The following is a 24,277-nucleotide window of genomic DNA, read 5'->3' as shown; positions in this document are numbered from 1 at the left end:
AGCGGCGACACGATCAAGGAGTGATCGAATGTCCCTGGCCATCGTCCACAGCCGCGCCCAGGTGGGTGTGGAAGCACCATCCGTTACGCTCGAGGCGCATCTTGCCAACGGCCTGCCTTCGTTGACCCTGGTCGGCCTGCCGGAAACAGCCGTGAAGGAAAGCAAGGACCGCGTGCGCAGTGCCATCCTGACCTCCGGCTTCGACTTTCCCGCGCGACGCATCACCCTCAACCTCGCCCCTGCCGACCTGCCCAAGGACGGTGGTCGTTTCGACCTATCCATCGCTCTGGGCATTCTTGCTGCCAGCGCACAAATCCCGGCTAACGGCCTGGACGGCATCGAATGCCTGGGTGAGCTGGCGCTTTCTGGTGCATTGCGCCCGGTACAAGGCGTGCTGCCTGCCGCTCTCGCAGCACGCGCAGCGGGTCGGGCCCTGTTGGTACCACGGGCCAATGCCGAAGAAGCCAGCCTCGCTTCGGGGCTTACGGTCTACGCGGCAGAGCATCTGCTGGAAGTCGCCGCACATTTCAGTGGCCAGACGCCCATCGCTGCCTATCAGGCCCAGGGGCTGCTGCGACAGATACTGCCATATCCCGATCTTGCCGATGTCCAGGGGCAGCTGTCCGCCAAGCGTGGCCTGTTGATCGCCGCAGCAGGCGCTCACAACCTGCTGTTCAGTGGCCCACCCGGTACCGGCAAGACGCTGCTGGCCAGTCGCCTGCCCGGCCTGCTGCCACCGCTGGAGGAGCAGGAAGCGCTGGAAGTGGCGGCCATCCAGTCGGTAGCCAGCCAGTCACCGCTCGAACACTGGCCACAACGACCTTTTCGCCAGCCCCATCACAGTGCATCCGGGCCGGCGCTGGTGGGTGGCGGCAGCCGCCCACAACCGGGCGAGATTACCCTTGCGCATCAGGGCGTACTGTTTCTCGATGAACTGCCGGAGTTCGACCGCAAGGTACTCGAGGTCCTGCGCGAACCGCTGGAAAGCGGCCATATCGTGATCGCCCGCGCCCGCGACCGGGTGCGCTTTCCGGCACGTTTCCAACTGGTAGCGGCAATGAACCCTTGCCCTTGCGGCTACCTTGGCGACCCCAGCGGTCGCGGTCGCTGTCGCTGCACGCCAGACCAGATCCAGCGCTACCGCGGCAAGCTCTCCGGGCCCCTGCTCGACCGCATCGACCTGCACCTGACCGTGGCCCGTGAAGCCACCTCGCTCAACGCCACGCCGCCAACGAGCGAAAGCAGCGCAACGGTCGCGGCCGTCGTGGCGCGCGCCAGGCGCATTCAGCAGGATCGCCAGGGCTGCGCCAATGCCTTCCTCGATCTGGCCGGGCTGCGACTTCATTGCGTACTGGACGGCGAAGACCAGCAATGGCTGGAGCGCGCCTGCGAACGTCTGGGGCTGTCCTTGCGAGCCGCGCACCGAATCCTCAAGGTTTCGCGCACGCTGGCCGACCTCGAGGCAACCGCCGCCATCGGCCGCCAGCATCTGGCGGAAGCGCTGCAGTACCGACCGGGAAGCCAGGCCGGCTGAGCCAGGAGAAGGCACGATTCAGAGCGGCGGCCAAGGAACGTCTACGCTGTGGATAGGTAGCCTGAGCCCTTCGATGCGGCCCCTGCGCCTCAGTGATGTTAAATTGCGCCCCTTCGCCACAGGCGGCCACTCCCCTCAGTCATACAAGGAGCGCAGCATGGAGGCCAAAAAGTCTTCCCCCACCACCATCAATCCACCCGTCTTTTTCGGCTCGGCGATCATCATTCTGGCCTTGGTGATCTACAGCGTCGCCTTCTCCGATCACGCACAAACACTGTTCGGTCAAGTTCAGGCGTGGATCATCGCCAACCTCAGTTGGCTCTATATTCTGGCGGTCGCGATCATCCTGCTGATGGTGGTGCTGCTTGCCTTCAGCCGTTACGGCGACATCAAGCTCGGGCCCGATCACAGCCAGCCCGATTACAGCAGCCTGAGCTGGTTCGCCATGCTGTTTTCCGCGGGCATGGGTATCGGCCTGATGTTCTTCGGTGTCGCCGAGCCGGTGATGCACTTCCTTTCACCGCCGGTTGGTGAAGGCGGTACGGTGACTGCTGCGCGCGACGCCATGCGGATCACCTTCTTCCACTGGGGCCTGCATGCTTGGGCGATCTACGCCATCGTCGCGATGATCCTCGCGTACTTCAGCTACCGACACGGCCTGCCGCTGACCCTGCGCTCGGCGCTGTATCCGCTGATCGGCGAACGCATCTACGGTCCCATCGGCCATGCCGTGGACATCTTTGCCATCATCGGCACGGTACTGGGCGTCGCCACCTCGCTGGGGCTGGGCGTCACCCAGATCAATACCGGCCTGAATCACCTTTACGGCCTGCCAATCTCGGTACCGGTGCAGATCGGCCTGATCATCGCCACCACGGTGCTGGCGACCATTTCGGTAGTCACCGGACTGGACAAGGGCGTGCGCCGGCTTTCGGAGTTGAACCTGACCCTCGCCGCGCTGCTGATGCTGCTGGTGCTGATCGCCGGCCCCACGGTGTTCATCCTGCAGACCTTCGTGCAGAACACTGGCAACTACTTCTCGCAGATCGTCACCGCCACCTTCAACCTCTACGCCTACGAGCCGAACGACTGGATTGGCGGCTGGACACTGTTCTACTGGGGTTGGTGGCTGGCCTGGTCGCCCTTCGTCGGGCTGTTCATCGCGCGCATTTCCCGGGGCCGCACGATCCGCGAATTCGTCACTGGCGTGCTACTGGTACCAACCGCCTTCACCCTGCTGTGGATGACCGTGTTCGGAGACACTGCGATTCACATGATCCTCTGGGAACACGTGACCAGCCTTGGCGAAGCGATCGAGCGCGACAGCTCCCTTGCCCTGTTCGCCTTCCTCGAACACTTCCCCTTCTCCTCGCTGCTGTCGCTGGTGGCCATCATCATGGTGGTGGTGTTCTTTGTCACCTCGGCCGACTCCGGCGCGCTGGTGGTCGACATGCTGGCCTCCGGCGGGCAGTCGGGTACGCCTGTCTGGCAGCGCGTGTTCTGGGCCGGCTCCATGGGCGCAGTGGCCATCGCCCTGCTGCTGGCGGACGGCCTGACTGCCCTGCAGACGGCCACCATTGCAAGCGCCCTGCCATTCACCATTGCGCTGCTCCTGTCGATGTGGGGCCTGCTCAAGGCCTTGCGCCTGGACGCTACCAAGCAGGGATTGCGCTATCAGGCGATTACCACTTCACCGACCACCCGTCGGGCCGATAATGACTGGCAACGCCGCCTGCGCAACCTGATGATGTTCCCGCGCCGCGCCCATGTGGCGCGCTTCATCACCGACGTGGTCCGCCCGGCCTGCGAAGAAGTAGCCGTGGAAATGCGCAAGCAGGGCTACGACGTAACGGTTAGCGAAGGCGAGGATCGCCGTACCCGTATCGAGATCGTTCACGAAGGCGAGCCCGACTTCATCTACGAAGTACGCCCGCGCGCCTATGCGATGCCCAGCTTCGTACCCGGCAGCGAAGAGGACGAGCCCGGCGAGCGCAAATACTTCCGCGCCGAAGTTCATCTCAAGGAAGGCGGCCAGGACTACGACGTGATGGGCTGGAGCCGCGAAGGTGTGATCGGAGACATTCTCGATCAGTACGAGAAACACATGCATTACCTGCACATGGTGAGGTAAGGCCAGGCGTAGGGTGGATCACGCCTCACCGATCCACCGGCTGCGTGGTGGTGGACGTAAAAAGCGACGTCCACCCTACGGGCTCCGCCGTGCGCCTCGGCCGTCCCATCCTGCTAAACTCCCGCCCCGCCCTCAGACACGCCAAACGACCATGTCCCGACTCAATCCCCGGCAGCAGGAAGCCGTGAACTACGTCGGCGGCCCCATGCTGGTGCTCGCCGGCGCCGGTTCCGGCAAGACCAGCGTGATCACCCGCAAGATCGCCTACCTGATCCAGCAGTGCGGCATCCGTGCGCAGTACATCGTCGCGGTGACCTTCACCAACAAGGCCGCGCGCGAGATGAAAGAGCGCGTCAGCAGCCTGCTGCGCGGCGGCGAAGGACGCGGGCTGACGGTGTCGACCTTCCACAATCTGGGCCTGAACATCATCCGCAAGGAATACGCCCGGCTCGGCTACAAACCCGGTTTCTCGATCTTCGACGAAGGCGATATCAAGACCCTGCTCACCGACATCATGCAGAAGGAATATGCCGGCGATGACGGGGTCGATGAGATCAAGCACTACATCGGCAGCTGGAAGAACGACCTGATCACGCCCGAAGAGGCGCTGGCCAGCTCGCGCAACCCCAAGGAGCAGACCGCCGCCATCGTCTACACCCACTACCAGCGCACGCTCAAGGCTTACAACGCGGTGGATTTCGACGACCTGATCATGCAGCCGGTGAAGCTGTTCCAGGACCACCCCGAAGTGTTGGAGAAGTGGCGCAACAAGGTCCGCTACATGCTGGTGGACGAATACCAGGACACCAATGCCAGCCAGTACCTGTTGGTGAAATTGCTGGTGCAGGAGCGCGCGCACTTCACCGTGGTGGGCGACGATGACCAGTCGATCTACGCCTGGCGCGGTGCGCGGCCGGAAAACCTCATGCAGCTGAAGGACGATTTTCCCTCGCTGAAGGTGGTGATGCTAGAGCAGAACTATCGCTCCACCAGCCGCATCTTGAAGTGCGCCAACGTGCTGATTTCCAACAACCCGCACGCCTTCGAGAAGCAGCTGTGGTCGGAAATGGGGCACGGCGACCCGATCCGCGTGATCCGCTGCCGCAATGAGGAAGCCGAGGCCGAGCGCGTGGCGATGGAAATCCTCACCCTCCATCTCAAGACCGAGCGGCCCTACAGCGATTTCGCCATCCTCTACCGGGGCAACTACCAGGCCAAGCTGATCGAGCTGAAGCTGCAGCATCACCAGATTCCCTATCGCCTGTCCGGTGGCACCAGCTTCTTCGGGCGCCAGGAAGTGAAGGACCTGATGAGCTACTTCCGCCTGCTGGTCAACCCGGACGACGACAACGCCTTCCTGCGGGTGATCAACGTGCCGCGCCGTGAAATCGGTTCGACCACGCTGGAAAAGCTCGGCAACTACGCCACCACACGCAAGATATCGATGTACAACGCCTGCGATGAAATCGGCCTCGGCGAGCTGATGGACAGCCGCTTCACTGATCGTCTGTCACGCTTCAAGCGCTACATGGACAACCTGCGCCAGCAATGCGCGCAGAACGACCCCATCGCCGCGTTGCGCAGCATGGTCATGGACATCGACTACGAGACCTGGGTGCGCCAGCAGACCTCCAGCGACAAGGCCGCTGATTTCCGCATGGGCAACGTCTGGTTCCTCATCGACGCGCTGAAGAACACCCTCGAGCGCGACGAAGAAGGCGGCATGACCATCGAGGAAGCCATCGCCAAGCTGGTACTGCGCGACATGCTCGAACGCCAGCAGGAAGAGGAAGACGGCGCCGAAGGCGTGCAGATGATGACGCTGCATGCCTCCAAGGGACTGGAGTTTCCTTATGTATTCATCCTCGGCATGGAGGAGGAAATCCTCCCACACCGCTCCAGCATCGAGGCCGACACCATCGAGGAAGAACGCCGCCTGGCCTACGTCGGCATCACCCGCGCCCGGCAGAACCTGGCCATGACCTTTGCCGCCAAGCGCAAGCAGTACGGCGAAATCATCGAATGCATGCCCAGCCGCTTCCTCGACGAGTTGCCTCAGGAAGACCTGGAGTGGGAAGGCCAGGAGGATGCACCGGTGGAGGTCAAAGCCGCACGCGGCAACGATGCCCTGGCGGCAATGCGGGCGATGTTGAAGCGCTGAAGACAGCGGAAAACTTCAAGCAGGCGTAGGGTGGATCACGCTTCATCGATCCACCGGGTGGCGATCCATCGAGCGGAACCACGGTGGATGTGAAAAGCGACATCCACCCTACGATCAGCTACCCACCGATGATCCCCTCCAGCTCTTTCGCCGCCGCACGCAGGCGCGGCACGAACTCCAGCAGCTGCGCCATGGAACAGCGAATCACCGGAGCATGGCTGAACAGGCAGGCGCTCAGTTCGCCACGCGCATCGCGGACCGGTACGGCGCAGGCGACCATGCCGTCGATAAACTCTTCCGAGTCGGTCGCCAGATCTTCTTCGCGAATACGCGCCAGGTCGTCACGCAGGGCGCTGAGATCGGTGAGGGTATTGCGCGCCAGTTGCCGGATCGGCAGGCGCGGCAGCACCCGCTCCAACTGCTCGGGTGCCAGCGAGGCGAGGTAGAGTTTGCCACTGGCGGTGCACCAGAGCGGCGTATGGCTGCCAATCGGCAGATTGATCTGTAACGGCCAGTTGGTTTGCACACGGTCGAAATAGAGCATGTCCAGCCCATCCGGCACGGACAGCCCGCAGGTTTCACCGATTTCTTCCGACAACTGTCGCAGAATCGCCTGGCGCAGCGCCTTGTGCCGGCCACAGTTGAGGATATTCACCGCCATGGCGTGCAGCCGCTCGCCCGGCAACAGTCCACCGCGCAGACCGAATTGCAGAAAGCCTTCTTTCTCCAGCGTCTGCACCAGCCGGTGGGCGCTGGCCTTGGGGATATTCAGCTTCTCTGCCAGAGCCGTGGGATTGAGCGGCTCTTTCGCAGCGGCCACAGCCTCGATGATCTCCAGCACACGAGTGATGGAAGAGCCTTTCTCACGGGGTGTACTGCGCATGAATCGGGTCCGGTTGCGATTGGGGATGAAAGGAGCCGCCCCGAAGGGCGGCCAAGCTTACTCAATTCACCGCTGATGCGAGATGAAAGTCATCGCTACTTCATCGTCGGCATGGCGAAGTCGGCTCCGGCGCGAATGCCGGTGGGCCAGCGGCGGGTGACGGTCTTCATCCGGGTGAAGAAACGCACGCCATCGGGGCCGTGCATGTTCAGCGGGCCGAAGATCGAGCGCTTCCAGCCGCCAAAGCAATGGAACGCCATCGGCACCGGGATCGGCACGTTGACGCCGACCATGCCGACCTGGACGTTCTCCTCGAACTGCCGCGCGGTGTCACCGTCGCGGGTGAAGATCGAAGTGCCGTTGCCATATTCGTGGTCATTGACCAGTTTCAGCGCCGCGTCGAACGAATCAACCCGCACCACCACCAGTACCGGGCCGAAGATTTCTTCCTGATAGATGCGCATGTCCGGCGTGACGTTATCGAACAGCGTCGGGCCGAGATAAAACCCGTTCTCATGGCCCTCGACCTTGATCCCGCGGCCGTCGCAGACCAGCGTTGCGCTCTCTTCCACGCCCAGATCGATATAGCCGCTGACCTTCTGCTGGTGCTCGCGGGTCACCAGCGGGCCCATGTGCGGCTCGGGTTCGACGCCAAGGCCTGGGCCGGTGCGCATCTGGCCGATTTCATCCTTGAGCATGCCGACCAGCTTGTCCGCCACCTCATCCCCGACGCACACCGCCACGGAGATCGCCATGCAGCGCTCGCCAGCGGAGCCGTAGGCCGCGCCCATCAGCGAGCTGACCACCTGCTGCGGATCGGCGTCGGGCATCACCACCATGTGGTTCTTCGCACCGCCCAGCGCCTGGCAGCGCTTGCCGTGAGCCGAGGCGGTCTTGTAGATGTACTCGGCAATCGGCGTCGAGCCGACGAAACTTACCGACTGCACGCGCTCGTCGGTCAGCAGCACGTCCACCGCTTCCTTGTCGCCGTTGACGATGTTCAGCACCCCGGCCGGCAGCCCGGCTTCGGCCAACAGCTCGCCGAGCAGCATGGTCGCGCTGGGGTCCTTCTCCGAGGGCTTGAGGACGAAGGTATTCCCGCAGGCGATGGCCACCGGCAGCATCCACAGCGGCACCATGGCCGGGAAGTTGAACGGCGTGATGCCGACGCAGACGCCCAGCGGCTGCATCAGCGAGTTGGAGTCGATGTCGCGACCAACATTGGAGGAGAACTCGCCCTTGAGCAGGTGCGGGATGCCGCAGGCAAACTCGACCACTTCCAGCCCGCGGGTGACTTCACCCTGGGCGTCGGAGAAGACCTTGCCGTGCTCACTGGTGATCAGCCGGGCGACGTCGTCGCGGCGACGTTCGAGCAGCTCCTTGAAGCGGAACATCACCCGCGCGCGCACCAGCGGTGGCGTCTTCGACCAGCCTTCGAAGGCGGCTTGGGCGGCGGCGATGGCCTCGCGGGTTTCATCCGCCGAGGACAGCGAGACATACAGGCGCGGCTCGCCAGTGGCCGGGTTGAATACCGTCGCGTGGCGTTCGGAACGGCCAGCGACGGCCTCGTTGTTGATCAGGTTGCCGAGGGTCTGCATGGGGTCACTCCTGGTTCCAGACGGTTTCGTAGAGGTCGATGATTTCCGCTTCCGTGGGCACGCGCGGGTTGTTGCCCGGCGAACCCGAGGCCAGCGCCTGGCGGGCCATGGTTTCGCGCAATTCGAAGAAGCGTTCGCGGGTGATGCCGAACTGCGCGGGGCTCGGGACCTGCAGCTCCCTGTTCAGCGCGTGCAGCTCGGTCAACAGCTTGTCATTGGCCACGTCGGCGCTGTCAGTCTGCGCGGCGACACCCATGGCGCGCGCGCAATCGGCATAACGTTCGGGTGCAGCGGGGATCGAAAAGGCGGTAATCACCGGCAGCAGCATGGCGTTGGACAACCCGTGCGGCACATGGAAAAAGGCGCCGATGGGGCGGCTCATGCCGTGCACCAGCGCCACCGAGGCGTTGGAGAAGGCAATCCCGGCCAGGGTCGCACCAAGCATCATCGCTTCCCGGGCCTGGCGATTGCCCGGTTCGTGATAGGCGGCGCGAAGGTTGGGCGCCAACAAGCGCATGGCTTCAAGGGCTTGCGAGTCGCTGTAGAGGCTGGCCTTGCGGCTGACATAGGCCTCGATGGCGTGGGTCAGCGCATCGATGCCGGTGTCGGCGGTGACCCGCGGCGGCAGCGAGAGGGTCAGTTCGTAGTCGATCAGCGCGGCGACCGGCATGAAACCGAGCCCCGCACAGAGCATTTTCTCGTCGCTGGTCTCGTCGGTGATGATGGTGAAACGCGTGGCTTCCGAGCCGGTGCCGGCGGTGGTGGGAATGGCGATCAGCGGCAAACCGGCTTCGCTGACATCACGGGGAAAGCGGTAGTCGCGCATCTCGCCGCCGAACTTGCCGAGAATGCCAATGGCCTTGGCCGAATCGATGGGGCTGCCGCCACCCAGGGCAACGATGGAATCGAAGTCGCCCTGGCGGACCATCTCGACGCCCGCGCGAATCGACGCGGCGGTGGGCTCGGGTTCGGTATCGGCAAAGCACTGGCTGGCAATACCGTCTCGCTCCAGCTGCTCGGACAGCCGCGCCACATAGCCCAGCTCGACCATCATTCGATCGGTAACGATCAGCGGGCGGCTGCAGCCAAGACTGCGCAGCACGCCGGCGAGCTGCTGGCTGGCGCCGGCGCCTACTTCCATCAGGCGCGGCAGAACAATGCGATGACTCATGCAATCTCTCCAAAAACGGGCCGCCTGACGAATCGACAGCTTCTTGTTTTGAGACTTTATATCTCACTATCGGTTTAGAGAGTAGGAACAGCCACAAACCTCGTCAAGGAAAAACGAGACCTTTTGTCTCATTAATGAAGAATGGAAGACCAGCCATCGCTGGTCAGCGCCTATCCGCCGGTTACGCTCAATCAGTCGCCCGCAGATCGCTCCAGCTCAGCAGCACATCAAGCATGCGGTTGGAAAAAGCCCACTCATTGTCGTACCAGGCCAGCACCTTGATCAGATCGCCCTGCACCCGGGTGTGACTGAGATCGGCAATACACGAGGCCGGATAACCATTGAAGTCGCTCGATACCAGCGGTCGGTCATTGCACTCCATTACACCCAGCGGCATCTTGCGCGCCCCTTCAACCAGTATCTGATTGACTGCCTCGACACTGGCTGGCGGACGCTCTGCGGTAAAGGTCAGATCCACCAGTGAGACATTCGGCGTCGGCACCCGCACCGACAGGCCATCCAGCCTTCCCGCCAGTTCCGGCAGTACCAGACCGATGGCCTTGGCCGCGCCAGTGGTCGAGGGAATCATCGACAGCGCCGCAGCGCGAGCGCGGTAGAGATCCTTGTGCGCCTTGTCCAGCAGGTTCTGGTCGTTGGTGTAGGCGTGCACGGTATTGAGCAACCCCTGGCGAATGCCGACCGACTCATGCAGCACCTTGGCCAGCGGTGCCAGACAGTTGGTGGTGCAGGAGGCGTTGGAGACCACCCGCTGACTGCCCAGCAGCTCATGGTTGACGCCGTAGACCACGGTCAGATCGGCACCATCCAGCGGATGTGAGGCGAACACCCGACCGGCGCCGGCCTGCAGGTGCTGCTCGGCCAGCGCACGGGTCTTGAACTTGCCCGAGCACTCCAGCACCACGTCGACGCCGAGCTGTTTCCAGGGTAGCTGCGAAGGATCACGCTCCTGCAGCAGCCGGATCGACTGGCCGCGAATCTGCAGCATGTCCTCGTGCAGATCAACCTGGCCGTGAAAGCGTCCGAAGGTGCTGTCGAAGCGGGTCAGGTGAGCCATGGCGCCCTGGTCACTGAGATCGTTGATCGCCTCGATACGAATCTGGTTCTCCAGATTGCGCTCGAACAGGGCACGCAATACGGCTCGGCCGATACGGCCATAACCATTGATGGCGATACGTAACATGACGGTCTCCTGGGGTTGCTGATGCTTGGTGGGGATTCGGTACAGGTAATGGTGTGACAGCTCGATGCGTTGAGTGATACCTGAATCAAGCCAAAAGACCAATAGCCCGGCCAGAGTATCCGCACCGCCTGTCGTGCAGGTCGCCGGAGCGAAGGCTGCGCTTGGATCATCGGACCGAATTGAGCGAGAATGCGCGGCTTTTCCAGGCTGCGGAAAGCGGTGGCGAGAAAGGCGGGATCGAAACGAGCCGGCGCGCGCCATCAGGGTGCAGCGTCCAGCCGGTTTCAGACCCGCCCATCGTCAGCGGTACCGGGCCGTCCAGCTTGAGGTAGCGCGTTTGTGGAACAGCTGAAACAGAAGATCCGTAATGAAGGCACTGTCCTCTCCGACCGGGTACTCAAGGTCGACACTTTTCTGAACCATCAGATCGACCCCGTACTGATGCAGCAGATTGGCCGTGAGTTTGCCCGGCTGTTCCGTGACGAGGGCATCACCCGGATCGTGACCATTGAGGCCTCGGGAATCGCTCCGGCAATCATGGCTGGTCTGGAACTTGGCGTGCCGGTGATCTTCGCGCGCAAGCATCAGTCGCTGACACTCACCGAGAACCTGCTCACCGCGTCAGTGTATTCCTTCACCAAGCAGGTCGAGAGCACCATCGCGATCTCCACCCGGCATCTGTCGCCCAGCGACCGTGTACTGATCATCGACGACTTCCTGGCCAACGGCAAAGCCGCCAAGGGGCTGATTTCGATCATTCAGCAAGCTGGCGCAAGCATCGCCGGACTGGGCATCGTCATCGAAAAGTCCTTCCAGGCCGGACGCCAGGAGCTCGAAGATGCCGGCTTTCGTGTCGAATCATTGGCCCGCATCGCCGAACTCAGGGACGGCGAAGTCATCTTTATCGACTGACAGTCGCGCAGACTGCCGTGCAGACTGCCGTGCAGAAACGACAAAGCCGCCCGAAGGCGGCTTTGTCATTTCAACACCTGACTTACAGGCCGGACATGTGCTGGATCGCAGCCTTGAGCTCATCGTCCGAGCAATCGCCGCAGGTGCCTTTCGGCGGCATGGCGTTGATGCCGCTGATGGCGTTCTTCAGCAGGCCGTCCAGACCGCCGGAAGCATCAGCCTTGGCAGTCCAGGCTGCCGAATCGCCGGTTTTCGGCGCATTAAGCAGGCCCGTCGAGTGGCAAGCCGTACAGAACTTGCCATAGACATCTGCACCGCTGCGGGCAGCGCCGCCAGCGGCAACAGCAGCACCGGCACCCGCCGCTGCGCACTCTTCGCCTTGAATACAGACTTCACCCACCGGCTTGAGACGCTCGGCGATGGCTTCATCGGTCGCAGCCTGAGCGCTCATTGCCCACAGGGCCAATACGGCAGTCTGTGCTACCAGGATCTTCTTAATCAGCTTCACCTTACACCCTCATAGTGGCTAGACACGCCCGCGGCCACGGTTACGCAGGCGGGCCGTAGTATAGCGGCAAGCCGTGCCTGCCGAAACACCGACTATGGCACTAGCATCCGCAGCGACCCTGTGTCGCATTCCAACCATCCTGCACCGGCACCTGGTGGAGACGGACGCATGGGCGGTACAACAGCGTTTCCTCAGAAATTGGCCGGTGTCGTGGCGCTGATCAGCCGGGCCGGTTCATCGAACGGATTGCGGAAACGGTGCGGCTTGCTGCTGTCGAAGTAGTAGCTGTCGCCAGCTGCCAGCACATGGATCTGACCGCTCACCGTCAGCTCCAGACGCCCTGCGACCAGCATGCCGGCCTCCTCGCCCTGATGCGCAAGCATCTCCTCACCCGTGTCGCTACCCGGCGGATAGGTCTCGTCAAGAAAGGCGATGGCCCGGCTCGGGTGCGCCTTGCCCACCAGTTTCATACTGACGGCGCCGTCGGAAATATCAATCAGCTCGCCGGCCCGGTAGACCACCTGGGTATCGCTGTCCTGCTCGAAATCCGGTGAGAAGAACTCCACTAGCGACATGGGAATGCCGCCCAGCACCTTCTTCAGCGAACTGATCGAGGGGCTCACGCTATTCTTCTCGATCATGGAAATGGTGCTGTTGGTGACCCCTGCGCGCTTGGCGAGTTCGCGCTGGGACAGCCCCTTGAGCTTGCGGATGGTTTGCAGTCGAACGCCGACGTCCAATACGGGAGCCCCTCAAATCGAGCACGATAAGTAGCCGCTATGATGGCGAGGGCGTTCAGTATTTTCAACACGCCGGGCCATATATGGGTCGCCCGGCCTGGGAGGGTTAGATGTCAGGCCCCGAAAGGTCTGGCAGTGCGGCGACCACGGTAATCTCCACACGCACCTGCGGCGCATACATCAGCGCCTGAACAGTGGTGCGGGCCGGCGCGGTGCCCGACGGCAGCCAGTCGTCCCAGACCTCGTTCATCCCGCCATAATCGGCGGCATCACGCAAATGGATCAGCGCCGAAAGCAGGCGTGACCTGTCAGTGCCGGCCTCGACCAGCAGCCGGTCGATATTGGCCAGCGTTTCGCGCGTCTGCTGGCGGATATCACCCGCGAGATCATCGGCCAACTGACCGGACAGATAAACGGTGCTGCGGTTGATCACCACGTCGCTGTAACGGACCTCGGTATGCAAACGCTTGATAGGCATTGCCTTCTCCTGGAAACGAATGGCGCCGGGCCGCCTTTCGAGCAACCCGACGCCTGCAAAAAATCAGATCAGGGAGTTCAACTTGCCCTTCTGCACCTCGACGGTCGCACCGGAGCGGCTGCGTATCCAGCTGTAAGCGATCGCGAGGATCAGCGCGAAGCCGACATAGCCCAGCAGCGGATAGACGGTCCCGACCAGCTTGCTGAAGCCACCCATGCTCAGCCCCAGGCCGATGCACACGGACACTGTACTAAAGGCCTTGAAGCGTTTCGACTCCGGCTTGGCAAAGCGCGCGCTGAAAGCGAAGAACATGCCCACCGCGGTGCTGTAGACCATGCAGATCAACGCCACCGACATCACCACAGAGAGCAGCGGCGAGATCCGCGTCGCCAGCGCCAGTGTCGGCATTTCGACGCCTTGCAACTGGTTGACGTTGGCAAACAGGCCGATGTTAAGCAGCAGAATCAGCACACCCAGGCCGAGGCCACCGAACACGCCGCCCAGTGCCGCCGCCTTGGGCTGCTTGGTCAGGCCACCGATCACTGCCAGCATCGGGAAGCCTACGGCGATGTTGAACGAGGCGTACAGCAGCGCGCCGACGAACCAGTTGGCGCTGACCGTTTCGTTGTTTTCGCGAGCGACCGCATCGAGGACCTCAACTGGCGCGTTGTAGCTGAAGATCGAGTAGGTGGTAATAATCACCACCATGGCCAGCAGGAAGGGCATGACCATGCTGATCAGGTCGATGATGCGCCTGACGTTCAGGCACAGGGTAGCGATCACCAGCACCGTCATCAGCACGCCGCCGAACAGCGGCGGCAGGCCGTACTGCTGGGCAAAGATCGAGCCGCAGCCGGCCAGCATCACCACGCCTACGCCATAAAGGAAGAACGACAGCACCAGATCAACCACCAGGCCGATACGGGCACCGAACAGGCTGTAGAGAACTTCCTTGTGCGAGTTCGATTGCATCTTCGAACTCATCCGGGCGATCTGCATGCCGAGAAAGGCGAACAGCAGGCCGCTGACCAACGTACCGGCAATGCCGATCAGCCCGTAGCCGGTAAAGAACTGAAGCACTTCCTGACCAGAAGCGAAGCCGCCCCCGATAACCACGGACATATACGCAAGCGCAATCTGGATCGATTGTTTGTTCATTACATTCATCTCGTTCTTAGATTTGTAGGTACGAGGAATGACTGCAGATTCAGCACATTCCGGTAAAGCAGCTACCCCCATGCCGAGGGCAATGAGCAACTCCGGCTCGCTGAATTTTCCTTATTTTATTTCGGACAAATGCACGCAACGCAGGCGCCTGCCCGAATGGCAACTTCATGGGGTCAAAGAGGACGATCAGTGAGCGGACGCAGGCTGGCCGTGGCCATGTGCCTCGCTGCTGCTGTCGTAGCGGGAAATATCCAGGCCCAGGGCGCTGATCTGCGGACGCTTCTTGGCGATCAGATCGGCAAGCAAGCTACCGGAGCCACAGGCCATGGTCCAACCGAGGGTGCCGTGGCCGGTGTTGAGGAACAGGTTGCGGTAGCGGGTGGCGCCGATGATCGGTGTACCGTCCGGCGTGGCTGGCCGCAGACCGGTCCAGAACTCGGCCCCCACCGGATCACCGCCCTGCGGATAGAGGTCGCTGACGACCATCTCCAGCGTTTCACGGCGTCGCGGATTGAGCGACAGGTCATGTCCGGCGACCTCGGCCATGCCACCGACACGGATGCGGTTGTCAAAGCGGGTGATGGCCACCTTGTAGGTTTCGTCGAGAATCGTCGAGCTGGGTGCCATCGCCGCATCGACGATCGGCACGGTCAGCGAATAGCCTTTCAGCGGATAAACCGGCGCCTTGATGCCCAGCGGCTTGAGCAACTCTGGTGAATAGCTGCCAAGCGCCAGCACGTATTGATCGGCGCGCTCCAGTTGCCCGTCGATCCACACCCCGGCGATACGCTCGCCGTCGCTTTCCAAGCGTTCGATGTTCTGTCCGAAACGGAATTCGACGCCCAGTTCGCGGGCCATTTCCGCCAGACGACTGGTGAACAGGAAGCAGTCGCCGGTCTGGTCGTTGGGCAGGTGCAGAGCGCCGGCCAGCTTGTGCTTCACGCCAGCCAGGGCCGGTTCGACCCGGGCGATGCCCTCGCGATCAAGCAACTCGAACGGCACACCGGAGGCTTGCAGTACGGCCATGTCCTTGGCGGCGGCATCCACCTGCGCCTGGGTACGGAACAGTTGCGTGGTACCGAGCTGGCGGCCCTCGTAGCTGATACCGGTTTCCGCGCGCAACTCGTCGAGGCAATCGCGGCTGTACTCGGACAGGCGCACCATGCGCTCCTTGTTCACCGCATAACGGTTGGCGGGCAGTTGCGCAGCATCTGTGCCATCCACAGGTACTGATCAATATTGCCGGTGAGCTTGATGGCCAGCGGTGCGTGGCGCTGTAGCAGCCACTTCATCGCCTTCAGCGGAATGCCGGGCGCCGCCCAGGGCGATGCGTAGCCCGGAGACACCTGACCGGCGTTGGCGAAGCTGGTTTCCATGGCCACGGCAGGCTGGCGATCGACCACCACCACCTCGAAGCCGGCCCGGGCCAGATAATAAGCACTGACGGTGCCAATCACACCACTGCCCAGGATCAGAACTCGCATGACTCTTTGACCTCCACCGGTACGCCCGGATGTATTCGTTGTTGTTGAGCCGAGTGTAGGTCGCTGGCGCTAGCGATAAACCCTGTTTATCCAGCTATGCTTGGCGGAAATTCTCGGCAGAACCGGTATTTCCCGAGGTATATCCGCCATGGCCATCCCGCAAAAAACCCGTCGTGACCTCGACCGCATCGACCGCAGCATCCTGCGGATCCTGCAACAGGACGGGCGAATTTCCTTCACAGAGCTGGGCGAACGGGTCAACCTGTCGACCACGCCATGCACCGAGCGGGTTCGCCGCCTGGAGCGCGACGGCGTCATCCTCGGCTATCACGCGCGACTCAACCCACAGATGCTTCGCGCGAGCCTGTTGGTGTTCGTGGAAATCAGCCTGAACAACAAATCCGGCGACGCCTTCGACGATTTCCGGCGGGCGGTACTCAAACTGCCGCATGTGCTGGAATGCCACCTGGTGTCCGGTGACTTCGACTATCTGGTGAAGGCGCGCATCTCGGAAATGGCTTCGTATCGCAAGTTGCTCGGCGACATCCTGCTCAAGCTGCCGCATGTGCGTGAGTCAAAGAGCTATATCGTCATGGAGGAGGTGAAGGAATCATTGACGCTACCGGTACCGGAATAGCCGCGAAGCTGGCGACGAGCCGTGTGGGCCGCGCCGGATCGCCTCCCCCCTTTGCTCGCTGACAAGCGCCCATCTACCCTGTTGCCTCGCCCTTCATTCGGAGCACTCCATGCGCGCCTGCAACGCCGCCTTCCATGACGAAGACCACCCAGCCTCCTATTACGCAGCCAGCGCCAATCGACCACTCGATCTGCCTCGCCTGGAAGGCGAGCAGGCTGCCGATATCTGCATCATCGGCGGTGGCTTCACCGGACTCAACACGGCCATCGAACTGGCCGAACAGGGCTTCTCGGTGGTGCTGCTCGAAGCGCACCGGATTGGCTGGGGTGCCAGCGGACGCAACGGTGGCCAACTGATCCGAGGCGTGGGGCACGACGTCGAGCAGTTCGCTGCGGTGATCGGTGAAGACGGTGTCGATGCGCTCAAGCGCATGGGCTTCGAGGCCGTCGATATCGTCCGCGAGCGAATCGCTCGCCACGCCATCGACTGCGATCTCACCTGGGGTTACTGCGATCTGGCCACCAAAGCGCGTCATCTGGAAAATTTCGAGCGCGATTACGCCGATCTTCAGCGCCTTGGCTACCCGCATCCGCTGCGCCGACTCGACCAGGCAGGCCTGGGCGAGGTGATTGGCTCGGAACGTTATCTGGGTGGCCTGCTGGACATGGGTTCGGGTCACCTGCACCCGCTCAATCTGGCGCTGGGCGAAGCCGAGGCGGCGCGGACGCTGGGTGTGCGGCTATTCGAGCACTCCCGCGCCGAGCGTATCGACTACGGTGCCGAGATACGCATACACACGGCTACCGGCACGGTACGTGCCAAACAGCTGGTGCTGGCCTGCAACGCCTACCTGGGGCAGTTGCATCCGCAGCTGGCCGGCAAGGTATTGCCCGCCGGCAGCTACATCATCGCCACCGAGCCCCTGCCCGAAGCACGCTGCCGGGAACTGCTGCCGCAAAACAGCGCCGTCTGCGATCAGCGTGTAGCCCTGGACTATTTCCGCCTTTCTGCAGACGGTCGGTTGCTGTTCGGCGGTGCCTGCCATTACTCGGGCCGCGATCCGCGCGACATTGCCGCCTACATGCAGCCGAAGATGCTCGATGTGTTCCCGCAGCTGCGTGGTATCGGCATCGACTATCAATGGGGCGGGATGATCGGTATCGGCGCCAACCGCCTGCCGCAGATCGGTCGCCTGCCCGAACAGCCCAACGTCTATTACGCTCAGGCTTACGCCGGCCATGGCCTGAACGCCACGCATCTGGCCGGTCGCCTGCTCGGTGAAGCCATCAGCGGCCAGCTCGAAGGGCGTTTCGACCTGTTCGCCCGCGTACCGCATCCGACCTTCCCCGGCGGCCGCCTGCTGCGCTCGCCGTTACTGGCGCTGGGCATGCTCTGGCATCGGCTCAGGGACCTGTTCTGAATTCCGCCGTCTCGCTGGCGTCCAAGCATGCAGGAAACAACACAACAGAAAGGAGTTAGCGTGCGCCTGCATCTGCTGCTGGCGATACTGTTCCTGACCGGCTGTGCCGGACAGATCGCCCCACTTGCTCCAACCTACGCACTGTCCAACCAGACTGCCGAGCTGACACAACGGGTTGAGGCCATCGCCGCCAGCCAGCCTGCGGGGCATTCGGGCTTTCGCCTGCTGTCCTCCAGCACCGAAGCTTTCGCCGCGCGGATGAAGATGATTCGCCATGCCGAAGTCAGCCTCGACGTGCAGTACTACATTGTCCACGACGGCCTCAGCACCCGGGCACTGGTCGGTGAACTCCTGCATGCCGCCGACCGCGGCGTACGCGTGCGCGTATTGCTGGACGACACCACCAGCGATGGCAATGACTACCAGATCGCCACCCTGGCTGCGCATCCGAACATCGTCATCCACGTCTTCAATCCGCTGCATATGGGCCGCAGCAATTTCGTCACCCGCTCCCTGGGCCGCCTGCTGCACCTGTCCCGCCAGCATCGGCGCATGCACAACAAGCTGATAGTGGCCGATAGCAGCCTGGCGATTGTCGGCGGACGCAATCTGGGCGACGAGTATTTCGAGATCGACAAGGGCCTGAACTTCACGGATCTGGATCTGCTCAGTGCCGGCCCGGTCGCCAGACAACTGGCGAGCAGTTTCGACCAGTACTGGAACCACCCGCTCAGCGTGCCCATCCAGCAGTTTCTCCGCAGCCCGCCCACAACCGCCGAGCTGAGCGAGGCCCGTCAGCAGATCGCCCTCTACCTGCAGACCGAACGCCTGAAAGGTACGCCACGCTACCAGCGCCTGATGAGCGACCTGCAGGAGCCACAGCTGGCGCAATGGCTCGATGAGCTGATCTGGGCCCCTGGCGCGGCGCTTTGGGACCACCCCGAGAAGATCAATGCAGCGGGAATTCCCGACGCTCACCTGCTGCTGACCACCCAGTTGCAACCCAGTCTGGATTCGGTGAGCACGGAAATGACTCTGATCTCGGCCTATTTCGTGCCGACCGCAGACGGCGTCACCTACCTCAGCCGGCACGCCGAACAGGGGGTGACCATCCGCATCCTCACCAACTCCCTGGAAGCCACCGACGTACCTGTCGTACATGGTGGCTATGCACCCTACCGCGCCCAGCTACTGGAAGCCGGCGTGCAGTTGTTCGAACTGCGCCGTCAGCCGGACCAGGACACCTCCATCAATCTGTTCGGCGAATCCGAATCCAGCCTGCACAGCAAGGCAGTCGTGATCGACCAACGTGAAGTTTTCCTCGGCTCGCTGAACCTCGACCCGCGCTCGGTGCTGTGGAATACCGAGGTCGGCGTGCTGATCGACAGCCCCGAACTGGCCAGCGAAGTTCACCGGCTGACGCTCGAAGGGACCTCACCGGCGCTGAGCTATGAGGTTCGTCTGATTGATCACCAAGGCGAAAGACGCATGGTCTGGATCGCTGAAGACGAGGGCCGGCAACAGGTCCTCACTCGCGAGCCCGGCGGCACCTGGCGACGCATCAATGCCTGGCTGAGCAGGGTGATCGGCCTGGAGCGCATGCTCTAGCACGCACCCATCAGGGTGCCACAGCCAGCCTTCACGACATTTCGGCCAATTTTGCGCCTCAACATGACGTTCCCGCTTAAATCACTCCCTGGTGTGACACCAGAGTGCCAGTTGCCCGACTAGGCTAGCGCGCTGAGGCCGCAGAGACGGCACCTGCCTAATAACAATAAAAAAGGAGCACAACATGCACCCACGTAGATGGATATGGCTGGTTGTTCTGTTGATTGGCTGGCTGCCGAGCCTGCTCAATCCCGTCCATGCTCAAACCTTCACGGCTCTGGAAAGCATGCAGGTCCATGCCAATCGGGCGACCAGCAGCCTGCTGCTCTATCGCGGCGAGGGCTTCCAGCAGGCTCATCTGAAACGGCTGGAGAGCGATCTGTCCGCGTTGAACACCGCCCTGGGAAACCATCCCGGCACGAACGACGAGCTGCGCGCGCTGCATCAGATCCTGCAGGACACGCTGCGCGAAGGCGCCGGATTCGGCCGTGAGGAGGAGGACGTGCCCTGGGGCTGGACACTCCAGATGAGCAAGGCGCTACGCGACTTCCTGAGTGCCGTGCGCAACCAGCAGGGCGCCGATGCCCAGGCCGAACTGCCCGCCAAGGTGGAATACCTGACGGTGCAGTACCTGAGTCGTGCCTATATCGGCTCCTTCGAGATCGCTCGCGAGCAGCCGGAAACCTATCTGGGGCAGGACGAACGCCGGCTGGTGCCCTCCATCGACGAGCAGTTGGCCGTACTGGACGGCAAGGCCAACCCCGCCGTGGCCAGGCTGAAAACCCGCTGGAGCTTTCTCAAGACCGCGCTCGCCGACATGAACAGCGGCAGCAACAGCTTCAATACCGCCTCGGGACGCGCGTTCGCACCGATCATGGTTGACCGTCACGCGCGCAGCCTCAGCGACCAGTGGATGACGCTCACCCACTGAGGCGCTGCGGCTGCCTCGCTCCAGGCCCTACGGCTCTGGGCGATACCCCAGACGCAAGCCGCCCCAGTGACGGCCGCGCACCATGATCGGCACTGACAGATCGTGCATCAGTTCGCCGGTATCGCGGCTGTAGGTCTGTAGCAGCACCTTGCGCTGATGGCTGCCGCAACGCCCGCCGGTACGGTCATTGAACAGGCGCTTGCTGCGGCTCCTGACCCTGTCCACCACCGGATCACCTACCGGCGGCTGACTGAACGCCCGGTTGTGGGTCGGCACATAGCCATCCGGCGTAATGGCGATGGCATACACCAGCGCATCGTTACGGTCGAGCAGCGGCTCCTGGATTGCCGGCAGCACTTCATCGGCATAGCGATCGAACCGGGTGTGGTAACGCGTCGGATCGGTACCCGGCTGCGCCTTGTAATCACGGTCGAAGAGATCCTCGACGCTCAGCCGCCCGGCCTCGAGGTCCGCCTCGAAGCGCGCACTGATGGTCGCCGCTCCTTCGCGCGCCAGATCGAAGATGCGCTGGTGATAGTCATCCAGCTGCACTTCGGCCAGCTGTTCGCTGACCGCCTCGGCTTGGCCAACCAGCTTTTCCGCCGACTGTTCCAGCTGGCTGGTCTGTTTCTCGCTGTCGAGCGCATCGGCACGTAGCTGATCCACGGCGGTAAACAGGTGCGCAAGCCGCTCATGGTTGCTGCTGGTCCCGGCGGTGATTTCGGCCACCTGGGCTTCAACGCTGGCGGCCAGCTGGGCGATATCCGTCAGTTGCACGCCCGTGCCGGCCACCTGTGCAGCGGCCCCATCGAGCTCGCTGGCCTGTTTCTGGATATGGCTGACCACCGCCTCGCTCTGGGCGCGGATATCACCGACCATCCGCCCGACTTCTTCGGTAGCGCTACTGGTGCGCCCGGCCAGGTTGCGCACCTCGTCGGCCACCACCGCGAAGCCACGACCGGTCTCGCCCGCACGCGCGGCCTCGATGGCGGCATTGAGTGCGAGCAGGTTGGTCTGACTGGCGATGGACTGGATCACCTCGGTGATCTGTCTGATTTCTTCGGTGCGCGTCGAAAGCCCGTCGAGCAGCTCGCGACTGGCCTCGGTCTGCGCACTGAGTCGCTGCATGCGTTCGATGGCCTGCTGCAGCTCGTTGCGCCCGGTGTCACTGCTGCGCCGTACGGCTTCGGCGGCCTCCAGTGCCTGCTGGGCACGGGCGGCGCTGTCCTGTTCGGTAACGGTCATCGCCTCGGCGCCATTGGCGATCTCGCTGATCGCTGCCAGCTGGGAGTGCAGGCGTGCGGCCAGTTGCTCGGCACTGAAGGACACCTGGGCCGCCGACAAGGCGTTGTGGCAGGTATGCCGCGAGAGGTTCTTGCTCAGCTCGGCAAAATCCTGGCTCTCGGTGGCGGCCTGCCCTTCGCCGGTCGGGGCACGCCAGGGCACAAACCACGGCCAGAGGCCGAGCAGCAACAGCAAAGGGGCCAGCAGCTGGAGCGGCAGCTCCCTCCAGCCATGAAGGATCAGCAACCCCAGCAATGTCGTTGCATGCAACAGGCAGGCCTTGGGGTGAAGGCGTAAGGCAGGGCTCATGAACGGCCTCTTTTTCTGTTTGGTGTCATTCCTTGTACTCACCTCCGTCGTCAATCGGCAATCGTCCCTTGGTCGCAAATGGCCAGTATAAAACTGGCTTTTCCGCCCCAGCCTTACATCCAGCCGTATTCGGCCATCGACAGTGGCTCGCCATCACCCACGATGAAATGATCAAGCACCCGCACATCGATCAACGCCAGCGCATCCGTCAACTTGCGCGTCAGCTGCCGGTCGGCCTGACTCGGCTCGGCCACGCCCGAGGGATGATTGTGGGTGAGAATCACCGCTGCCGCGTTCTGCGCAAGCGCGCGCTTGACCACTTGCCTTGGGTAAACGCTGGCACCGTCGACAGTGCCGTGAAAAAGCACCTCAAATGCCAGTACCCGGTGCTTGGAGTCGAGAAACAGGCAGGCAAAAAGCTCATGCGGTTCGTGGCGCAGGCGCGCCTTGAGGTAATCACGCACCGCCTGCGGGCTCTCCAGTGCCGAGTCGCGGCGGATGCGCTCGGCCAGATGCCGCCTGGCCATCTCCAGCACCGCCTGCAGCTGGGCAAACTTGGCAGGGCCAAGACCCAGATGGCTACTGAACTGCTCCAGATCGCTTTCCAGCAGCGCGCGCAGGCTGCCGAACTCATTGAGCAGATAGCGCGCCAGATCCACCGCACTCTTGCCGGCTACGCCGGTACGCAAAAAGATCGCCAGCAACTCCGCATCGGACAAGGCCGTCGCGCCTTGTTGCAGAAGCTTTTCCCGTGGTCGTTCCGCCGCTGGCCAGTCACGAATACTCATGTCACCTCCCTGTCGAGTGAACGCCTACTCCCCTGTGGGCGCTGTGATATCGTATCGACCTTTTATCGGCTGTATCCGACCCTTGTCGGAACCAGTTCACAGCGTAATAAGGCAGGTCTATGCAGCGGCTTTATCGTAAACGCATCGTCCTCGGTGTAGGTGGCGGCATTGCCGCCTACAAGAGTGCAGAGCTGGTACGCCGGCTCCGTGATCAGGGCGCTGAAGTCCGGGTAGTGATGACCAGTGGTGGCCGCGAATTCATCACCCCTCTGACCCTGCAGGCGCTTTCCGGGCACCCGGTGCATCTCGATCTGCTTGACCCGGCTGCCGAGGCTGCCATGGGCCATATCGAATTGGCTCGCTGGGCCGATCTGGTGCTGATCGCGCCGGCCACCGCCGACCTCATGGCCCGTTTGGCCCAGGGCGTGGCCAATGACCTGCTGACTACCCTGGTGCTGGCCACCAACGCGCCGGTCGCCCTGGCGCCGGCGATGAATCAGGCCATGTGGGCCGACCCGGCCACCCAGGCCAACCGCCAGTTACTGGAACAACGCGGCATTCGCCTGTTCGGACCCGGCTCGGGCAGCCAGGCCTGCGGCGACGTCGGCATGGGGCGCATGCTCGAAGCCGAGGAACTGGCCCAGGCTGCTGCCGACTGTTTCGAGAATGGCCTGCTCACCGGCGTGCACCTGCTGATCACCGCCGGCCCGACCCAGGAAAACATCGATCCGGTGCGCTATATCACCAATCACAGCTCCGGCAAGATGGGCTTCGCCCTGGCCGAAGCCGCTGCCGAGGCCGGGGCGCGGGTCACGCTGGTGGCTGGCCCGGTATTCCTGCCAACGCCCGACCGCGTGCAACGCATCGATGTGGTCAGCGCCCGCGACATGCTGGCCGCCTGCGAGGCAGCGATGCCCTGCGACCTGTTCATTGCCGCCGCAGCCGTAGCTGATTACCGACCGGAAGTGGTCGCGCCGCACAAATTGAAGAAAGACCCCGCCAGCGGCGAGGGCATGCTCCTGCAGATGGTGCGCAATCCCGATATCCTCGCCACCCTGGCCGGACGCGAAGACCGACCGTTCAGCGTCGGCTTTGCCGCCGAAACCGAGAACCTGCTGGAGTACGCCACGCGCAAATTGCGCGACAAGAATCTCGACCTGATCGTCGCCAATGATGTCGCCAACCCCGGCATCGGTTTCAACAGCGAAGAAAATGCCGTCACCATCATCGACCGCCAGCAGCACGAAACCCGCTTCAGCCAGGCCAGCAAGGGGCATATCGCCCGTCAGCTGATCGCCTTTATCGCCGACCGTTTTCAGCAGGCCTGACCAC

General features: G+C 62.7%; 19 protein-coding genes and 1 pseudogene. 9 read left to right on the top strand and 11 right to left on the bottom strand.

The features are described from left to right. Nucleotides 1-28: 28 nt before the first annotated feature. The 3 genes from NAV32_RS04950 (at nucleotide 29) to rep (ending at nucleotide 5,826) form a co-directional block, all read left to right on the top strand. Entirely contained in the window at nucleotides 29-1,534 is a 1,506-nt protein-coding gene (locus NAV32_RS04950; protein WP_256051680.1) for a YifB family Mg chelatase-like AAA ATPase, read from the top strand. 157 nt (nucleotides 1,535-1,691) lie between these two features. Then, entirely contained in the window at nucleotides 1,692-3,665 is a 1,974-nt protein-coding gene (gene betT, locus NAV32_RS04945; protein ID WP_256051679.1) for a choline BCCT transporter BetT, read from the top strand. Between the two features lie 151 nt (nucleotides 3,666-3,816). Then, complete coding sequence (gene rep / locus NAV32_RS04940; protein ID WP_256051678.1) at nucleotides 3,817-5,826, top strand: DNA helicase Rep; 2,010 nt, start codon at nucleotides 3,817-3,819, stop codon at nucleotides 5,824-5,826. Nucleotides 5,827-5,944: 118 nt separating this feature from the next. Here the strand turns inward: rep and NAV32_RS04935 are convergent, their stop codons facing one another. The 4 genes from NAV32_RS04935 to gap all read right to left on the bottom strand — a co-directional run bounded on the left by NAV32_RS04935 (nucleotide 5,945) and on the right by gap (nucleotide 10,679). After that, nucleotides 5,945-6,709 (bottom strand): IclR family transcriptional regulator, encoded by a 765-nt coding sequence (locus tag NAV32_RS04935; protein ID WP_256051677.1) that lies wholly within the window; start codon nucleotides 6,707-6,709, stop codon nucleotides 5,945-5,947. 95 nt (nucleotides 6,710-6,804) lie between these two features. Further along, a complete protein-coding gene (locus NAV32_RS04930) occupies nucleotides 6,805-8,307 on the bottom strand; it encodes a CoA-acylating methylmalonate-semialdehyde dehydrogenase (RefSeq protein ID WP_256051676.1) in 1,503 nt (500 codons plus the stop codon). A gap of 4 nt (nucleotides 8,308-8,311) precedes the next feature. Beyond that, nucleotides 8,312-9,478: an iron-containing alcohol dehydrogenase gene (locus NAV32_RS04925; protein ID WP_256051675.1), complete on the bottom strand. Its 1,167-nt coding sequence runs from the start codon at nucleotides 9,476-9,478 to the stop codon at nucleotides 8,312-8,314. 187 nt (nucleotides 9,479-9,665) lie between these two features. Next, nucleotides 9,666-10,679: a type I glyceraldehyde-3-phosphate dehydrogenase gene (gene gap, locus NAV32_RS04920; RefSeq protein WP_256051674.1), complete on the bottom strand. Its 1,014-nt coding sequence runs from the start codon at nucleotides 10,677-10,679 to the stop codon at nucleotides 9,666-9,668. 339 nt (nucleotides 10,680-11,018) lie between these two features. Between gap and xpt the strand changes: the two genes are divergently transcribed. Continuing rightward, nucleotides 11,019-11,591: a xanthine phosphoribosyltransferase gene (gene xpt / locus NAV32_RS04915; RefSeq protein WP_256051673.1), complete on the top strand. Its 573-nt coding sequence runs from the start codon at nucleotides 11,019-11,021 to the stop codon at nucleotides 11,589-11,591. An 82-nt stretch (nucleotides 11,592-11,673) separates the two neighbouring features. Here the strand turns inward: xpt and NAV32_RS04910 are convergent, their stop codons facing one another. From NAV32_RS04910 to dadA, 5 genes and pseudogenes are all read right to left on the bottom strand, one after another. Then, nucleotides 11,674-12,099 carry a c-type cytochrome gene (locus NAV32_RS04910; RefSeq protein WP_256051672.1) on the bottom strand — a complete coding sequence of 142 codons (426 nt, stop codon included), beginning with the start codon at nucleotides 12,097-12,099 and terminating at the stop codon, nucleotides 11,674-11,676. Between the two features lie 191 nt (nucleotides 12,100-12,290). Then, nucleotides 12,291-12,839, bottom strand: a complete 549-nt coding sequence (locus NAV32_RS04905) for a cupin domain-containing protein (protein WP_256051671.1) — start codon at nucleotides 12,837-12,839, stop codon at nucleotides 12,291-12,293. A gap of 106 nt (nucleotides 12,840-12,945) precedes the next feature. After that, on the bottom strand, nucleotides 12,946-13,317 hold the full coding sequence (locus tag NAV32_RS04900) for a RidA family protein (RefSeq protein ID WP_256051670.1): 372 nt from the start codon (nucleotides 13,315-13,317) through the stop codon (nucleotides 12,946-12,948). A gap of 63 nt (nucleotides 13,318-13,380) precedes the next feature. Continuing rightward, complete coding sequence (locus NAV32_RS04895) at nucleotides 13,381-14,475, bottom strand: YkvI family membrane protein (RefSeq protein ID WP_256051669.1); 1,095 nt, start codon at nucleotides 14,473-14,475, stop codon at nucleotides 13,381-13,383. Between the two features lie 195 nt (nucleotides 14,476-14,670). After that, nucleotides 14,671-15,968: pseudogene (dadA, locus tag NAV32_RS04890) on the bottom strand (D-amino acid dehydrogenase). Nucleotides 15,969-16,116: 148 nt separating this feature from the next. Between dadA and NAV32_RS04885 the strand changes: the two are divergent. The 4 genes from NAV32_RS04885 (at nucleotide 16,117) to NAV32_RS04870 (ending at nucleotide 20,564) form a co-directional block, all read left to right on the top strand. Beyond that, nucleotides 16,117-16,605 (top strand): Lrp/AsnC ligand binding domain-containing protein, encoded by a 489-nt coding sequence (locus tag NAV32_RS04885; RefSeq protein ID WP_256051668.1) that lies wholly within the window; start codon nucleotides 16,117-16,119, stop codon nucleotides 16,603-16,605. A 109-nt stretch (nucleotides 16,606-16,714) separates the two neighbouring features. Next, complete coding sequence (locus tag NAV32_RS04880) at nucleotides 16,715-18,025, top strand: NAD(P)/FAD-dependent oxidoreductase (protein WP_256051667.1); 1,311 nt, start codon at nucleotides 16,715-16,717, stop codon at nucleotides 18,023-18,025. A 60-nt stretch (nucleotides 18,026-18,085) separates the two neighbouring features. Next, entirely contained in the window at nucleotides 18,086-19,633 is a 1,548-nt protein-coding gene (locus NAV32_RS04875; RefSeq protein ID WP_256051666.1) for a phospholipase D family protein, read from the top strand. Between the two features lie 184 nt (nucleotides 19,634-19,817). Continuing rightward, nucleotides 19,818-20,564: a hypothetical protein gene (locus NAV32_RS04870; RefSeq protein ID WP_256051665.1), complete on the top strand. Its 747-nt coding sequence runs from the start codon at nucleotides 19,818-19,820 to the stop codon at nucleotides 20,562-20,564. 27 nt (nucleotides 20,565-20,591) lie between these two features. On the opposite strand, the gene NAV32_RS04865 is transcribed toward NAV32_RS04870, so the two are convergent. Both NAV32_RS04865 and radC read right to left on the bottom strand, forming a co-directional pair. Then, nucleotides 20,592-22,157 carry a methyl-accepting chemotaxis protein gene (locus NAV32_RS04865; RefSeq protein WP_256051664.1) on the bottom strand — a complete coding sequence of 522 codons (1,566 nt, stop codon included), beginning with the start codon at nucleotides 22,155-22,157 and terminating at the stop codon, nucleotides 20,592-20,594. A gap of 113 nt (nucleotides 22,158-22,270) precedes the next feature. Further along, nucleotides 22,271-22,945 (bottom strand): RadC family protein, encoded by a 675-nt coding sequence (radC, locus tag NAV32_RS04860; protein ID WP_256051663.1) that lies wholly within the window; start codon nucleotides 22,943-22,945, stop codon nucleotides 22,271-22,273. A gap of 119 nt (nucleotides 22,946-23,064) precedes the next feature. Between radC and coaBC the strand changes: the two genes are divergently transcribed. Beyond that, on the top strand, nucleotides 23,065-24,273 hold the full coding sequence (gene coaBC / locus NAV32_RS04855; RefSeq protein ID WP_256051662.1) for a bifunctional phosphopantothenoylcysteine decarboxylase/phosphopantothenate--cysteine ligase CoaBC: 1,209 nt from the start codon (nucleotides 23,065-23,067) through the stop codon (nucleotides 24,271-24,273). Nucleotides 24,274-24,277 lie beyond the last annotated feature (4 nt).

The organism is Stutzerimonas stutzeri, assembly GCF_024448695.1.
Lineage (GTDB): Bacteria > Pseudomonadota > Gammaproteobacteria > Pseudomonadales > Pseudomonadaceae > Stutzerimonas > Stutzerimonas stutzeri_T.
The sequence above is the reverse complement of the archived record's forward strand: the minus strand, read 5'-3'. Positions and strand labels throughout refer to the sequence as shown.